Annotated in this window: 13 protein-coding genes; 8 read left to right on the top strand and 5 right to left on the bottom strand. The window is 41.2% G+C overall.

The genetic code is table 11. The features are described from left to right. Nucleotides 1-3 precede the first annotated feature (3 nt). The 7 genes from FLP08_RS05215 (at nt 4) to FLP08_RS05185 (ending at nt 7,187) form a co-directional block, all read left to right on the top strand. Nucleotides 4-2,058 carry a DUF3858 domain-containing protein gene (locus FLP08_RS05215; RefSeq protein ID WP_156274746.1) on the top strand — a complete coding sequence of 685 codons (2,055 nt, stop codon included), beginning with the start codon at nt 4-6 and terminating at the stop codon, nt 2,056-2,058. Beyond that, nucleotides 2,024-2,350 (top strand): nucleotide pyrophosphohydrolase, encoded by a 327-nt coding sequence (locus tag FLP08_RS05210; RefSeq protein ID WP_156274744.1) that lies wholly within the window; start codon nt 2,024-2,026, stop codon nt 2,348-2,350. The genes FLP08_RS05215 and FLP08_RS05210 overlap by 35 nt, the downstream gene beginning before the upstream one ends. Further along, entirely contained in the window at nt 2,350-2,604 is a 255-nt protein-coding gene (locus FLP08_RS05205) for a hypothetical protein (RefSeq protein ID WP_156274742.1), read from the top strand. The genes FLP08_RS05210 and FLP08_RS05205 overlap by 1 nt, the downstream gene beginning before the upstream one ends. 29 nt (nt 2,605-2,633) lie before the next feature. Beyond that, nucleotides 2,634-3,860: a 3-phosphoshikimate 1-carboxyvinyltransferase gene (aroA, locus tag FLP08_RS05200; RefSeq protein ID WP_156274740.1), complete on the top strand. Its 1,227-nt coding sequence runs from the start codon at nt 2,634-2,636 to the stop codon at nt 3,858-3,860. An 81-nt stretch (nt 3,861-3,941) separates the two neighbouring features. After that, the gene (queA, locus tag FLP08_RS05195; RefSeq protein ID WP_156275664.1) at nt 3,942-4,991 is read left to right on the top strand and encodes a tRNA preQ1(34) S-adenosylmethionine ribosyltransferase-isomerase QueA; all 1,050 of its coding nucleotides are present in this window, start codon (nt 3,942-3,944) and stop codon (nt 4,989-4,991) included. 116 nt (nt 4,992-5,107) lie between these two features. Then, on the top strand, nt 5,108-6,151 hold the full coding sequence (gene rlmN / locus FLP08_RS05190) for a dual-specificity RNA methyltransferase RlmN (RefSeq protein WP_162430936.1): 1,044 nt from the start codon (nt 5,108-5,110) through the stop codon (nt 6,149-6,151). A gap of 58 nt (nt 6,152-6,209) precedes the next feature. Beyond that, the gene (locus tag FLP08_RS05185) at nt 6,210-7,187 is read left to right on the top strand and encodes a polyprenyl synthetase family protein (RefSeq protein ID WP_156274738.1); all 978 of its coding nucleotides are present in this window, start codon (nt 6,210-6,212) and stop codon (nt 7,185-7,187) included. Between the two features lie 54 nt (nt 7,188-7,241). On the opposite strand, the gene FLP08_RS05180 is transcribed toward FLP08_RS05185, so the two are convergent. The 5 genes from FLP08_RS05180 to FLP08_RS05160 all read right to left on the bottom strand — a co-directional run bounded on the left by FLP08_RS05180 (nt 7,242) and on the right by FLP08_RS05160 (nt 11,695). Beyond that, complete coding sequence (locus FLP08_RS05180) at nt 7,242-7,487, bottom strand: hypothetical protein (protein ID WP_156274736.1); 246 nt, start codon at nt 7,485-7,487, stop codon at nt 7,242-7,244. Nucleotides 7,488-7,563: 76 nt separating this feature from the next. Continuing rightward, the gene (locus FLP08_RS05175; RefSeq protein WP_156274734.1) at nt 7,564-7,815 is read right to left on the bottom strand and encodes a hypothetical protein; all 252 of its coding nucleotides are present in this window, start codon (nt 7,813-7,815) and stop codon (nt 7,564-7,566) included. A gap of 48 nt (nt 7,816-7,863) precedes the next feature. Continuing rightward, entirely contained in the window at nt 7,864-8,640 is a 777-nt protein-coding gene (locus FLP08_RS05170) for a TIGR03915 family putative DNA repair protein (RefSeq protein ID WP_156274733.1), read from the bottom strand. Next, nucleotides 8,640-9,899 carry a putative DNA modification/repair radical SAM protein gene (locus tag FLP08_RS05165; RefSeq protein WP_156274732.1) on the bottom strand — a complete coding sequence of 420 codons (1,260 nt, stop codon included), beginning with the start codon at nt 9,897-9,899 and terminating at the stop codon, nt 8,640-8,642. Before FLP08_RS05165 ends, FLP08_RS05170 begins: the two co-directional genes overlap by 1 nt. A 92-nt stretch (nt 9,900-9,991) precedes the next feature. After that, entirely contained in the window at nt 9,992-11,695 is a 1,704-nt protein-coding gene (locus FLP08_RS05160; protein WP_156274730.1) for a sulfatase family protein, read from the bottom strand. Nucleotides 11,696-11,786: 91 nt separating this feature from the next. Between FLP08_RS05160 and FLP08_RS05155 the strand changes: the two genes are divergently transcribed. Next, entirely contained in the window at nt 11,787-14,528 is a 2,742-nt protein-coding gene (locus tag FLP08_RS05155) for a helix-turn-helix and ligand-binding sensor domain-containing protein (RefSeq protein ID WP_156274728.1), read from the top strand. The last annotated feature ends 165 nt before the right edge of the window (nt 14,529-14,693 follow it).

Here is a 14,693-nt window from a genome sequence, read left to right as displayed (position 1 = left end):
ATTATGCGCCAGATCGGTTTAATTTTTTCCCTTTTAATTTTATTTAATTTTCAGCTAAGTGCCCAGAACTATAAGTTCGGAAAAGTTTCAGAAGAAGAGGTACTTCAAAAAGAACATCCTTTAGACAAAGAGGCCAACGCGGCAATCCTGTACCGAAGCCAGAAAGTTTATTATGATGTTAGTAAGCATACGGGAATTGAACTGGTGAAGGAAATACATGAAAGGATCAAAATATATAATAAGGAGGGTTTTGACTGGGCTACAAAGGAAATTCGAAAGTACATTGGTGGCAGCGATGAGGAAGAAGTAGCTTATTTAAAAGGCTATACCTATAATATCGTTGATGGAAAGCTGGAAGATGAGAAACTTAGGAACAACGAGGTTTTTGAAGAGGATAAGTCTAAACTATGGAAAATCACAAAGTTTACCATGCCGGCAGTAACTGAAGGCAGTGTGATAGAATATACCTATAAGATTAAATCTCCATACCTCGGGTCTATAGGTAAAACCCCGATGCAAACCACCATTCCTATAGACAGGCTGGAACTCGATGTTAAGATCCCGGAATTTCTGATATTCAGTAAATATCAGAATCTCAAATCTCCGCTTAATTTTAAACTGGAAGAAGGGAGAAAGAACTTTACTTATAACTTTACCACTACCCACAGGAGTACTCGGAGTCATGTAACTCAATCCAATACACGGGTTAATAAGATTGAATATATGATGAACATATATTCTGTAGAAAAAGACAATATTCCAGCATTAAAACTGGAGCCTCATGTAGACCATCTGCAGAACTACGCGGCATTCTTAGACTGGGAGTTACAGTACACTAAATTCCCTAATTCTCCTATAGAGAACTTTTCCCAGACCTGGGAGGGAGTTGCCAAGTCTATATATACAGACGTGGGGCTAAAAGATGAGATAGACCGTCATGGCTTTTATGATGATGAGGTAGATATGCTTATTTCTGGACTTTCAGATCCTATGATGAAGGCTGCAAAAATTTATCAATTTGTAAAGCAAAAGGTTAAGTGGAACCAATTTACAGGATTTAATACCGACGAGGGTACAAAAAACGCCTATAAGAACGGAGTGGGAAATATTGGTGATATCAATTTACTTTTAATTTCAATGTTGAGATATGCCAACCTTAAGGCGCATCCAATCCTTCTAAGCACTCCTTCCAACGGAATCCCTATTTTTCCTACCCGCGACGGGTTCAATTACTTGATCGCGGGGCTTGAAGTAGGAGAGCAGTTGGTGATGTTAGATGCTTCAGACCCTACTGCCGGGATTGGTGAGTTGCCGAAAAGAGCTCGGAACTGGCAGGGTAGATTGATCAAGGAAAATGGTTCGTCAACCTGGGTAAGCCTTATACCAACTTATCTATCGGAACATTCTGTAGGTATGAACATGCAGCTAACGGAATCTAAACTTATTGGAAATAATACTTCGACTTACAAAGGCCTGTATGCGAAAAAATTCAGGGAAGATCATTCTGGGACAGAGGTTAATAATGATATAGATAACAGAGTAAAGACTGTTGATGATATAGCTGTCAAAGATTATAAGATTGAAAATAAAACTACCACGGGAGCAGATATTCAGGAAAGTTTCGACTTTGAGATTATTGATGCTGCCGAGGTTATTGGAGACAAGATCTTCCTACAGCCGTTATTGTTCGAGGCTTTGGTCGAGAATCCTTTCAAAAGCGACGAAAGGAATTATCCAATTTTTTTCGACTTTCCAGAAACAAAATCCTATACCATCAATATCATGATCCCTGAAGGATATAAGATCACCTCTTTACCAGAAAGTATTATGGTAAAACTGGGGAACGGAGATGGCGAATTCAAATTCATCATTAACGGCAATAACCGTATCATCAGGCTTATTTCACACATCAGCTTCAATAAGATCGCCTATCAGCCTACTGAATATGAAACCTTGAAAAAGTTTTACGCGAATATTATTAAAAAACACGGCGAAGCTATAGTTTTGGAGAAAACTATAGAAGATGAATTTAGCGAACGCGCAGAAAGCGGTAGATAACTGGATCAAGGAACACGGAGTTCGGTATTTTAACGAGCTCACCAATATGGCGCAACTTACCGAAGAGGTAGGTGAAGTTGCACGCATCATTGCCCGTCGTTATGGTGAGCAGAGCGAGAAGGAAAGCGATAAGGATAAGGACCTGGGAGAAGAGCTTGCAGATGTGATGTTCGTGGTGCTTTGCCTGGCCAATCAAACAGGAGTGGACCTGCAGGAAGCCTTTGACCGAAAGCTGGATATCAAGACCAAAAGGGACAAGGATCGCCACAAGAATAACGAAAAGCTGAAATAATGAAATTCAAATCTATTATTTCACAAAGCTCATTCTGGAAATCGGTATTCTGGCTGGGCCTATCTTTTCTGGTGCTTTACAACGTGATCACCATGTTCTTTGAATATGGAGAATTTGCCTTGCTAAGGTTCTTTGAAGAGCGTACGGCAGATGGAAAACTGCTAAGGTTCATAATAGGCCAGCTTCTTGCCGCATTCTTGTATGGTTTCATTTTAGCCTTTGGTCAGTTTCGAGGTAAAGAAAAGAAAGACTAAATTCGTAATTAACTTTTTTAATCCTAGAAATGAACCTATCCCTGACTCATCAAAATCCTGAGGTAAAAGCCGATCTGAAAATTACCGGATCCAAGAGCGAATCGAACCGACTGCTTATTCTGCAGGCCTTATATCCCGGGATAGAGATCGAAAACCTTTCTAACAGTGATGATACTGTGGTGCTGAAAAAAGCCCTTGAAAAAGGGGGGGGCTTAATAGATATTCACCATGCCGGTACCGCCATGCGTTTTTTAACAGCCTATTTCGCTGCAAAGGAAAATTGCGAGGTCGAAATTACCGGGAGCAAAAGGATGAAGGAAAGGCCTATCAGGCTATTGGTGGATGCCCTCCAACGTATGGGCGCCGATATTGAATATAAAAATGAAGTAGGTTTCCCTCCATTACTTATAAAAGGTAAAAAGCTTCATGTAGATTCAGTTCGATTAAAGGCCAATGTAAGCAGCCAGTATATTTCAGCCCTGATGCTTATTGGGGCTTCGCTGCCTAACGGGCTCGAGATCATCCTGGAAGGCCAGGTAACCTCTACTCCATATATTTTAATGAGCCTCGAGATCCTGCAGCACGCGGGCATCAGAGGGGAATTCAAGGACGACCGCATCTATATCCAGCCAACAAAAGAAATTGAGCCAACCCGAATTGCGGTAGAATCAGACTGGAGCTCTGCATCTTATTTCTATAGTATTGCTGCCATCGCGCAGTCTGCCGAGATCAGACTTTCCAATTACCGGAAGACCAGCCGGCAGGGAGATTCCTGCCTGGCCAGGATCTACAGGTCTTTTGGGGTAGAAACGGAGTTTCACGGAAACAGTATCCTGCTGAAGAAAGTAAGTTCAAAAAGACCAAAGTGTATCCACGAAGATCTTCGTAACTCTCCAGATATCGCCCAGACCATTGCGGTAACCTGCCTTGCCTTAGGTATGGAGTGTAAGCTGGATGGTTTGCATACCCTGAAGATCAAGGAGACAGATCGCTTGCAAGCTTTAAAAACCGAAATAGAGAAACTGGGAGGGAAGGTGAAGATTACCCTGGATAGTCTACATCTGGTTCCCGGAAATTCCCTGAATAAGGATGTGCTCATACAAACTTATAATGACCATAGAATGGCTATGGCCTTTGCGCCTATGGCCATGAAAACCCCTATAAAAGTGGAAGATGCCGGCGTGGTTTCAAAATCCTATCCAGATTTTTGGAAGGATCTTAAGAATCTTGGATTCCAGGCCCAGGAAATTATTTAATTTTCAAATAAATAGTCATTTACTTGACAACCCCTATGTTGAGATTGTATATTTGCAGCCTTTAAAACAGGAACTATGGGAATGAAACTTTCGAATTTCAATTTTGATCTGCCTAAAGAACTTTTGGCTGAATACCCCTCAGAAAACAGGGATGAAGCAAGGTTAATGGTTCTTAATAGGAAAGAGCAAACTATTGAGCACAAAATGTTTAAGGATATAATCGATTATTTTGAACCTGAAGATGTGATGGTTCTTAATAACACCAAGGTTTTTCCGGCCAGGTTATATGGTAATAAGGAAAAAACCGGTGCCAGGATCGAGGTATTTTTGTTGCGAGAGTTGAACCCTGAAACCAAATTATGGGATGTTTTAGTAGATCCAGCAAGAAAAATTAGAATTGGAAATAAACTTTACTTTGGTGAGGACGAAAGTCTGGTTGCTGAAGTGATAGATAATACGACCTCAAGAGGTAGAACGCTTCGATTCCTTTATGACGGATCTTATAGTGATTTCAGAAAAAAACTGAAGGAACTTGGGCAAACTCCACTTCCAAAATATATCAAGCGTGAGGTAGAGCCGGAAGACGAAGAGCGATACCAAACTATTTACGCGAAGAAAGAAGGTGCTGTAGCGGCTCCAACGGCTGGACTTCACTTTTCCAAACACTTATTGAAAAGATTGGAAATAAAAGGAGTTGATTTCGCAGAGGTTACCCTTCATGTTGGATTGGGAACTTTCAGCCCTGTTGAGGTGGAAGATCTTTCCAAGCACAAAATGGACAGTGAGGAGGCATTTATTGAAAAGAATGCTACTGAAGTGATCAACAAGGCGAAACTGGAGAAAAGAAAGGTATGTGCTGTAGGTACTACGGTAATGAGAGTGCTGGAAAGCGCGGTATCATCTGAGCAAACCCTGAACGAATTTGGTGGTTGGACGAACAAGTTCATCTTCCCTCCGTACGATTTCAATATCGCTAACTGTATGATCACCAATTTCCATACTCCAAAATCGACCTTATTGATGATGGTTTCAGCATTTGCCGGTCATGATTTCATGAAAAAGGCCTATGAGGAAGCAGTTAAGGAAAAATACAGATTCTATACTTATGGCGATGCCATGTTGATCTTATAAAAGATCTTAAAGATAATTGAAGGCCATAAACTGATTTTCCGGTTTATGGCCTTTTTTGTAAGCTATTGAAATATAAAAGACTGAAGCATTCAGTTTTAACTTCGTAATTTAGCGGCGTGAAGGATAAGAAGAAAGACATACGAGCATTAACCAAGGAGCAACTTCAGGAATTCTTTGTCTCCCAAGGAGACAAATCCTTTAGAGGAACCCAGGTTTACGAGTGGTTGTGGAACAAGGCAGCGCATTCTTTTGACGATATGACCAATATCTCGAAGGAAACCAGGCAAATGCTGAAAGATAATTTCGTGATCAACCACATTCGGGTAGACCGCATGCAGCGTAGTAGCGACGGTACGATCAAGAATGCGGTCAAACTTCATGATACGCTAACCGTTGAATCTGTACTTATCCCCACCAAATCCAGGACCACTGCCTGTGTATCCTCTCAGGTAGGATGTAGCCTGGACTGCCAGTTCTGTGCAACCGCCAAGCTTAAGAGGATGCGAAACCTGAATCCCGATGAGATCTACGACCAGGTGGTAGCCATAGATAACGAAAGTCGCTTATATTTTGACAGGCCACTATCTAATATTGTTTTCATGGGAATGGGAGAGCCATTGATGAATTACAATAACGTGATGAAGGCAATTGAAAAAATCACTTCACCAGAGGGACTAGGGATGTCTCCAAAAAGAATCACGGTTTCTACCTCGGGAGTACCCAAAATGATCAAGAAGCTCGCCGATGATGAGGCCAAGATCAAACTAGCCGTATCCCTTCATTCGGCCAGGAACGAGGTGAGAACCCAGATCATGCCTTTCAACGAAACTTTCCCTTTAGAAGATCTTCGTGAAGCTTTGGAGTACTGGTATTCCAAGACCAGGAGCAGGATCACTTACGAATATATTGTATGGAAAGATATCAATGACACTCGCGAGGATGCGCAGGCATTGGTGAGATTCTGTAAATATGTTCCTTGCAAGGTAAACCTTATCGAATATAATCCAATAGACGATGGTGATTTTCAGCAGGCCCCTTCTCAGGCTACAGATATGTACCAAGATATGCTGGAGAGAAACGGGATCACGGTAACGGTACGCCGTTCCAGGGGTAAGGATATAGATGCTGCCTGCGGCCAGCTGGCGAATAAATCGGCCTAAATTCAGTGATCAATTACGGGGAATTCCTTCCGTATAAATATGTATATTTACGGCCTTTATGAAGGTAATTTCCCAAATAAAACTTCCCGTGGAGAAGGAGATGGAACTTTTTGAGAAAAAGTTCTTCGAATCCATGTCTTCCAAAGTCGCCCTTCTTAACCGAATTACCCATTATATTGTGAACCGCAAGGGGAAGCAGATGCGCCCTATGTTCGTTTTCCTGGTGGCTAAAATGGTTTCTAACGGGAAGGTGAACGAAAGGACCTATCGCGGTGCCTCGGTGATCGAACTTATTCACACGGCTACCCTGGTGCATGATGATGTGGTGGACGATTCTAATCGACGCAGAGGATTTTTCAGTATCAATGCTTTGTGGAAGAACAAGATCGCGGTGCTGGTAGGGGATTACCTGCTTTCTAAGGGTTTGTTACTTTCCATTGACAATAACGACTTCGATCTTCTGAAGATCATTTCTGTAGCGGTAAAGGAAATGAGCGAAGGTGAGTTGTTGCAGATCGAAAAGGCCAGAAGGCTGGACATTACCGAAGCTGTCTATTATGATATCATCAGGCAAAAGACCGCTACCCTTATCGCCGCCTGCTGCAGTCTTGGCGCAGCTTCAGTTAAACCTGAAAGCGATGAGATCGCCAGGATGAGAAGGTTCGGAGAACTTATAGGGATGGCCTTCCAGATAAAAGACGACCTTTTTGATTACGGAACAGAAAAAATAGGCAAGCCTACGGGAATAGACATCAAGGAGCAAAAGATGACCCTTCCGCTTATCTATACCCTGAACAATGTTTCGAAAAAAGATAAGGACTGGCTCATCAATTCTGTGAAGAACCACAATAAGGACCGGCAACGGGTAAAGGAGGTCATTGCCTTTGTAAAGGATAATGGCGGGCTGGATTACGCGGTAAAGAGAATGAAAGAATTCCAGAAGGAAGCCCTGCTTATCCTGGAAAATTATCCAAATTCTGAATACCGGGAAAGCCTGGAGCTCATGGTAAATTACGTGATAGAACGTAAGAAATAAAAAAAGGCGAAGATTCCTTCGCTTTACACATCAATTCAATATTTTAAATATTACCTAGGCAGCATCATCGGTTGCTTCTTCGTTGTTCAGGTCGTCGGTCTCATGAATTTCTTCTTCGATCTCCTTTTCTACTTTTTCAGCTCCTTTTTTGATCTTTTCACCGGCTTCTTTTGCTCCGGCTTCGATATCTTCACCAATAGCCTTGGCAGCTTCCTCGGTCTTTTCCTGGGTGGTTTCTCTACATGAATAGATAGAAAGGCTGAAGATTGCAGCCGTTACCAGGATAATTGCTTTTTTCATTAGTTTTAAATTTAGGGTTAATCAAAAAAAGCCATTCAGTTAAGAATGGCTTTTTATCTTTTAAGAAAGAAAGTGATTAAGCGTTGTCATCAGTTTCGTTAACCTCTTCCTGAACTTCTTGTTCCATTTCTTCTTCTGCGTTCTCAGCAGCGTTTTCTACATCCTGTCCAGCTTCTTCCATTTCATTTCCTGCTTCTTCAGCAGCGTTTTCTACATCTTCACCCATTGCTTCTACAGCATCTTCGGTTTTTTCTTCAGTAGTTTCTCTACAAGAGTAGATAGAAAGAGACATTGTTGCTACAGCAAATAGTACGAATAATTTTTTCATTGTTAAAATGTTTAATTAGTTGAGGAAGCAAAGTTAAACAAATTTTGATTATGCAAAAGGACTCTTTTCACTTAAATATTTCCAATATCTTTTTGGGACATGTTGAACGTGAAGGCGCATGTTTACTCGGCTTTTAATATTGGTCGAGTCAAAATATTCTTTCCAGAGCTTCTGAAAATAGATTTCTCCTTCTTCAAAATATTCGGGATTAGCGCCTGAAATTCCCATGTCTTCGGGTAATTCCATCGATACATATTCGGTATCCTGGAGGTTATAATACAGGCCAAATTTCCGTCTTATATCATAAATAAGCCATTTTTGATCGGCATAACGGCTGCGGAAGTGTTTCAGGATTATGGGTAGCACATTAAAATCTGGTTCAATGATGGCGAAATAAATATCATCCCTGGTAAGCCTGAACCTTACAAATGCTTCCATACGATGCTTTTCGCGGCCTACCTGTTTGGCGATATCGGTAATATACAACACGGCAGGATGGGAATAATCTTTATCTACCTCCTGCTTACTGGCAAAAACATATTTGATCACCTCGTATAATTTCATTTCTATCCCTGGCGCTTCACTAAGGAAAGCCCACTTTATCCTGGTAAATCCATTTTTCGAAGTCTTTTTCTGCAAGGCTTTAAGTACTCTCAGGGCTTTTAATTCTTCGGTGGTGACCTCCTCGGTCTGGCTGAACAATTGTTGCTGGTCTTCGCCGGCCGGTACAATTTCAACTACTTTGAGCTTTTGCTCATAGGCCTGGAAGATACAGGTTAGGAACCCCTTAAAACTACCGTCATATTTTAGAACCACCTCTTTCATTAGAACAGACTTAATTGCGGGCTCAGATCTTTTCTGAACTTACTGGTAGAATTCTTCAGGATGATCTGCTTGAGATCTTCGCTGGAAATATCCTTTAATTCCATCTCCCTGGATGCGCAGGTAATAAAGTATTTGGCTCGGTTGGACGCTATTCCGATCCTCGAAAGGTGACCCCAGGTGAGTTTTCTGAATTTACGTGCCTGTATGATCTTATTGGCAGATTTAAGACCTATACCCGGTATGCGTAAGATCATTTGTTTTTCCGCACGATTGATATCTACAGGGAAAAGGTGACGGTTGCGAAGCGCCCAGCTGAGTTTGGGATCTATGTCCATATCCAGGAACTGGAAGTCATTGTTCAAAAGCTCCCTTATGTCGAAGCCATAAAAACGCATTAACCAGTCTGTCTGGTATAATCGATTTTCCCGGAGCATGGGAACTGCCGATCCCAGCGACGGCAGCCTTGGGTCGTTGCTCACCGGCACGTAACCAGAATAATAAACCCTTTTCATATTGTATTTTTTATAGAAGAAAGCGGAAGAATACATGATATCCCGGTCGCTTTCCCCAGTGGCGCCAACGATCATTTGCGTGCTTTGCCCCGCCGGAGCGTATTTCGGGGTGCTTTTTATAAGTTTAGATTCCTGTTTGTATTGAATGATCTCATTTTTCACCTTTTCCATAGGTTTCATGAAATCTTCATGGTTTTTATCTGGAGCTAGTAATTTTAAACCAGATTTGGTAGGGATCTCTATATTTACGCTTAACCTGTCTGCGTAGAGGCCGGCTTCGCGCATAAGTTCATCACTTGCCCCGGGAATGCTTTTTAGATGAATGTATCCATTAAAGTTTTCTTCTTCTCTTAGCTTCTTAGCCACCCTGATAAGTCTTTCCATGGTATGGTCTGGACTTTTGAAAATGCCTGAACTTAAGAAAAGGCCTTCAATATAATTTCTTCGGTAAAAACTTATGGTAAGATCTACCACCTCCTGCACCTTAAAGGCAGCTCTTTTGATATCATTGCTTTTTCGGGTCACGCAATAGGCGCAATCAAAGATGCAATGGTTGGTAAGTAGTATTTTTAAAAGGGAGATGCAACGGCCGTCCTGGGTAAAGGAATGACAGATACCCATACCCGAGGAATCTCCCAGTCCCTTGTTTGTATTTTTCCTTTTGCTCCCGCTGCTGGAGCAAGAGACATCGTATTTGGCTGCATCGGCCAGGATGCTCAGTTTTTCCTTTATTCGGTCGAAATCCATAGAATAGGAATTTTTCCAAATTTAGGAAATAATCCAAATTTATGGAATGAACATATCTTAAAAGAATTAGCTGATTTACAGAAAAAGTGAACTTAATCCACCTCGATAGATTTCTCTTCAGGATATGTTTCAGGGTTTTCTCCGGCAAGCCTTGCGAAATTTCGATAAGCCCGATCTACTTTTTCTTTCGGGGTAGTGGCAAATTCCTTTTCGGTGACCTCATATTTTTTCTGAAGTTCCTTTAATTCTTTATGCAGTTCTTTTTGGATCTCGGCATATTGAGGATCTCCATATAGGTTATTTTCCTCTTTGGGATCTTTTTTAAGGTCGTAAAGTTCCCATTCATCTATATCATCATAAAAATGTATGAGCTTATACCTTTCCGTTCTTATTCCGTAATGCCTTTTTACCATATGGAAGGCGGGAAAATCATAGTAATGATAATATACCGCATCCCTGAATTCTGAATCTGGCTCATTCTCTCCAGTAAGCAATGGTCGGAGAGATTTTCCCTGCATGCTTTCCGGGATCTCGGCACCTGCAAAATCAAGAAAAGTTGGAGCGAAATCCAGGTTTTGGGTAAGCGCATCTATCGTGGTTCCCCCTTCGATCGCCGGAGGATATTGAATCATGAGAGGCATGGCCAGTGATTCCTCATACATAAAACGCTTGTCGAAGAAGCCTTTCTCACCCAGGTAAAAGCCCTGGTCTGTGGTATATACTATAATTGTATTTTCAGTAAGATCATTTTCTTCCAGGTAGTCGAGGATCTTTCCAACTCCTTCGTCTACAGCCTTAACCGTCCCCATATAATCCCTAAGGTATCTTTGTCCTTTCCATTCTGCCAGTTCTCTCCCGCTTAAATTCGCTTCGTGAAAAGCATCATTCTTAGGACGGTAAGCATCATTCCATGCCTTTCGTTGTTGCTCGCTCATACGGTCGAAATCTGAGGTCCATGGATTATGTCTTAATGAATCACTTCCTTTTGCAACTGTCATTTTAAGGTCATGGCCTTCATACATGTCTTCATAAATGGTCTGCAGTTGTTCCTGCGCAGCAACCTGCCCTTCATGTTTGGAAAAATAGGTGTCAGGTAAGGGGAAATTCACAGAATCATAAGTACTGATATGCCTTATCGGGGGCATCCAGTTTCGATGAGGAGCTTTGTGATGTACCATCAGGAAAAAGGGTTCCTCCTTCTTCCTTTTTGTCTCCAGCCAGTCGATGCCCATATCGGTAATGATATCTGTGGCATATCCGTTAACAATGCTCGTGTCTTTTTGATGGATGAATTCGGGGTTATAATAATTACCCTGGTCGTTAAGTATTTTCCAGTAATCGAAACCCTGTGGCCTTCCGTGTAAATGCCATTTCCCAACGATGGCGGTTTGGTAACCGGCCTCTTTAAGAAATTTTGGAAGGGTGGGCTGGGAACCGTCGAATACTTCACCGTTCATTCTGAAACCATTTATATGGCTGAATTTCCCTGTAAGTATCACTGCCCGGCTAGGGCCGCAAATAGAATTAGTACAGAAATTATTCAAAAACCTGGCTCCGTTATTCGCGATCCGGTCAATATTGGGAGTAGGGGCCAGCTGACTAACCGGGTGCCCGTAAGCACTAATGGCCTGCGCGGCATGATCGTCGGTCATTATAAAGACGATATTCGGTTTTTTATTGATCTTATCTTCTTCTTCTTCTTTTCCCTTCTCTTTTTTATCCTGGCAGCTTAATAAAACGATTGCGGAAAGGAAATAGAAAGTGAAGTGCTGGATACGGGCGCGAAAAGTTTTCATGGTTTTGGTTTAAAAACCGAAACTTACGAAACTTTTCGCTAAAAATGTTTAAATTTCACCTGCTCAAAAACTGCACAAAAGTCCCTACATTATGATCAAGCAAGTCTTTAAATGCCTGGTTTTACTGGTCTTATTAAATAATTACACTTATTCGCAGGAATTGGTTCCACCTATACAGAACTATTCTCCTTCAGAATATATGGCCGCCAGCCAGAACTGGGATATAGCTCTCGATGAAAAAGGGGTGGTCTATGCCGCAAATAACCAGGGGTTGCTTGTATTTGACGGATTGAGCTGGGAATTATTTCCCTTAGAGAGTCAGTCTATCATCAGGTCAGTCTTGCCTCATAATGGTCGAATTTATACAGGTTCTTACCAGGAATTCGGATACTGGGAAAGGCAGGCCGATGGCCAGATGCAATATACTTCGCTTGGCCATTTAATGGAGGACTTTAATTTGCAAAGCGATGAATTCTGGGAGATCACCGCTTTTAAAGATGCCATATACTTCAGGTCTTTTGGAGCTGTATTCAAATATGAAAATGGCAGCATAAGCCAGGTCACTAATGTGGTTTCCACGGCTATGGACAAATTTCAGGATCGGCTCATCTTTGCTCCCAGGAAAAGGGGACTGGTATATTTAACCGGCAGGGACCAGGTGAAAACTCTGGAAGGTGACCTGAAAGCAATAGATGATATTAACATAAGGGATATTGAATCTCATGGTGACAGTTTGTTTATTGCCAGTAAAGAATCCCTCTATTTTTACCATGACCAAAAAGTTGAACTGGTAAAGAACTCTGAGCTAAACGAGCTTTTAAAGAGCTCTGAACTCAACCATATAATTTCGGTAAGTAAGGATGAGATCATCCTAGGAACTATTAAAAATGGTATTGTCCAGTACAATTTAAAGCAGGATAAATTCAAGGTTTACAATCATACCTCGGGTTTGCAGAATAATACAGTTCTGGGAATGGCCTTTGCGAACAACCGTTTGTGGCTGGCTCTGGACAAGGGAGTAGATATGGTAAACCTGCATGCACCACTCATGTTTTATAGCGATAATTCTGGTGAGTTGGGTGCGGTGTATGATCTTCAGAAATTTGAAGATGAATGTTACCTGGCCAGTAATACAGGGGTTTATAATTTTAAGGACGGAAACCTGAAATTGATAGAGAATGCCGGGGACCACACCTGGAACCTGGAAGAAATTGATGGCGTACTTTACGCAAATCATAATACAGGGATCTACCGGATAAGTGACGGTGATTTTATTCCTATAGATACACGTACCGGTAGTTTTTCGGTTAAGAAAATAAGTGATATTTCGGGTGATATATTGATCTCCCACTATACCGGGCTGAGTCTGTATGATATCAAAAAAGAGGAACTTCGGGAATTGGAAGAGATCAGTTTTCCCATAAAGGAGGTTGTTTTCGAAAATGATCAGGTGATCTGGGCTGCCCATCCCTACGAAGGGATATATAAAATCTCTCATACGAATTTTGAGGATATCAAAGTAGAAAAGATTGAAGCTCTGGGTGAAAAGGAAAACTTTAATCCGCGGCTTTATAACCTGAATAATCAGGTAATAGCTTACGTGAACGGACAATGGTACCAGTATAATCCATTTCAGAACTCCTTTAAGCCATTTGAGGAGTTGAATGAATTCAAAGATCATAGATTAATCAATAAGGGGGATGATACTTATGTATTTGCAGATGCAGACAAGGGAGGTCTAATGATCACCGATCTTAAAGATGAAGTGATAAACCTGGACTCGAAAGAACTCAAGCATAGACTGGTTAAGACCAACGAGAATTTTATCCGGCAGAACGATTCTATATTCTTTGTTACCCTGAATGATGGGTTCGCCAGGATCAATCTGGATCAGCTTAAAAGATCGAAACAGGATAACTGGATAAGTACTCCTTTTATAAAGGAGTTTTCAGATGCATCCCAGCGATATGAAGTTGCTTCCTCACCGGTGATCCCCTTTAAAAATTCTAAGAATCTCACGCTAAAGGTGGGAATGCCTGTTTCTACCGCTACCATGCTTCATTATGAATTATCTGGAGAAGAATACTTAAGCGGTTACATTGAAACTGGCACTCTGAATCTTCGAAACCTTGATCATGGCGATTATCATCTGGTACTTACCGCGCTTGGTAATGGTTCAGAAGAGGCTGCTACCACAACTCTGGATTTTAGTATAGCTGCGCCCTGGTACCTTTCCCTCTCCATGAAATTAGTTTATGCGTTTTTAATATTATCTACAGGATTTTTGATCTACTGGCTTAACCAGCAGAAATTAAAGAAACATCAGTTACAGCTTGAGGCTAAATTCGAGCAGGAGCATGCCGAGAGATTGAACAGGATAGAAAAGGAAAGATTGATGAATGAAATTGACCTTAAGCGAAAGGAGTTGGCTAATACTACCATGATGGCTGCTAAGAAGAACGAAGTTCTAATGGAAATTCAGGGAGAATTAAATAAGGATAAAAACAAATTCTCCAACCAGTTTCGCCTTAAGCATATAATGACCAAGATCAATAACGCGGTTAAGAACAAAGACGAGTGGAAACTCTTCGAAACTAATTTTAACGAGGTGCATGAAGATTTCTTCAAGGATCTCCTGGCGCGTTATCCAAAACTGACCAGCAAGGACCTTAAATTATGTTCTTACTTAAAAATGAATTTAAGCTCAAAAGAGATCGCTCCCTTGATGGGAATTTCTGTTCGTGGAGTGGAAGTTCATCGATACAGATTAAGAAAAAAGATGGAGCTGGATAGCGATGTGAATTTGACAAAATTTTTGATCAAGAATTTTTAAATTCATAAAATTCACCCCAAAAATCTTCAAAAATATACTACTACAGTAGTACATCACGGGTTAAAATTATCCTAAAAACCATACTTCAGTAAGGGTTTAACGAATTGATATAGAGTTGAATAGAATATTATTTCCTGTGATGTAGTAGATGTGTACTTTAACGAT

This window comes from Christiangramia aestuarii (assembly GCF_009735585.1).
Lineage (GTDB): Bacteria > Bacteroidota > Bacteroidia > Flavobacteriales > Flavobacteriaceae > Christiangramia > Christiangramia aestuarii.
This window is presented reverse-complemented; position numbering and strand designations above follow the sequence as displayed.

What these genes read in the sequence shown, in the direction of transcription:
- FLP08_RS05185 (WP_156274738.1), top strand. Translation starts at nt 6,210, where the DNA reads ATGAAGGTAATTTCCCAAATAAAACTTCCCGTGGAGAAGGAGATGGAA.
- FLP08_RS05215 (WP_156274746.1), top strand. Translation starts at nt 4, where the DNA reads ATGCGCCAGATCGGTTTAATTTTTTCCCTTTTAATTTTATTTAATTTT.
- queA (WP_156275664.1), top strand. Translation starts at nt 3,942, where the DNA reads ATGAAACTTTCGAATTTCAATTTTGATCTGCCTAAAGAACTTTTGGCT.
- FLP08_RS05175 (WP_156274734.1), bottom strand. Translation starts at nt 7,815, where the DNA reads ATGAAAAAATTATTCGTACTATTTGCTGTAGCAACAATGTCTCTTTCT.
- FLP08_RS05160 (WP_156274730.1), bottom strand. Translation starts at nt 11,695, where the DNA reads ATGAAAACTTTTCGCGCCCGTATCCAGCACTTCACTTTCTATTTCCTT.
- FLP08_RS05165 (WP_156274732.1), bottom strand. Translation starts at nt 9,899, where the DNA reads ATGGATTTCGACCGAATAAAGGAAAAACTGAGCATCCTGGCCGATGCA.
- FLP08_RS05170 (WP_156274733.1), bottom strand. Translation starts at nt 8,640, where the DNA reads ATGAAAGAGGTGGTTCTAAAATATGACGGTAGTTTTAAGGGGTTCCTA.
- aroA (WP_156274740.1), top strand. Translation starts at nt 2,634, where the DNA reads ATGAACCTATCCCTGACTCATCAAAATCCTGAGGTAAAAGCCGATCTG.
- FLP08_RS05180 (WP_156274736.1), bottom strand. Translation starts at nt 7,487, where the DNA reads ATGAAAAAAGCAATTATCCTGGTAACGGCTGCAATCTTCAGCCTTTCT.
- FLP08_RS05205 (WP_156274742.1), top strand. Translation starts at nt 2,350, where the DNA reads ATGAAATTCAAATCTATTATTTCACAAAGCTCATTCTGGAAATCGGTA.
- FLP08_RS05155 (WP_156274728.1), top strand. Translation starts at nt 11,787, where the DNA reads ATGATCAAGCAAGTCTTTAAATGCCTGGTTTTACTGGTCTTATTAAAT.
- FLP08_RS05210 (WP_156274744.1), top strand. Translation starts at nt 2,024, where the DNA reads ATGAATTTAGCGAACGCGCAGAAAGCGGTAGATAACTGGATCAAGGAA.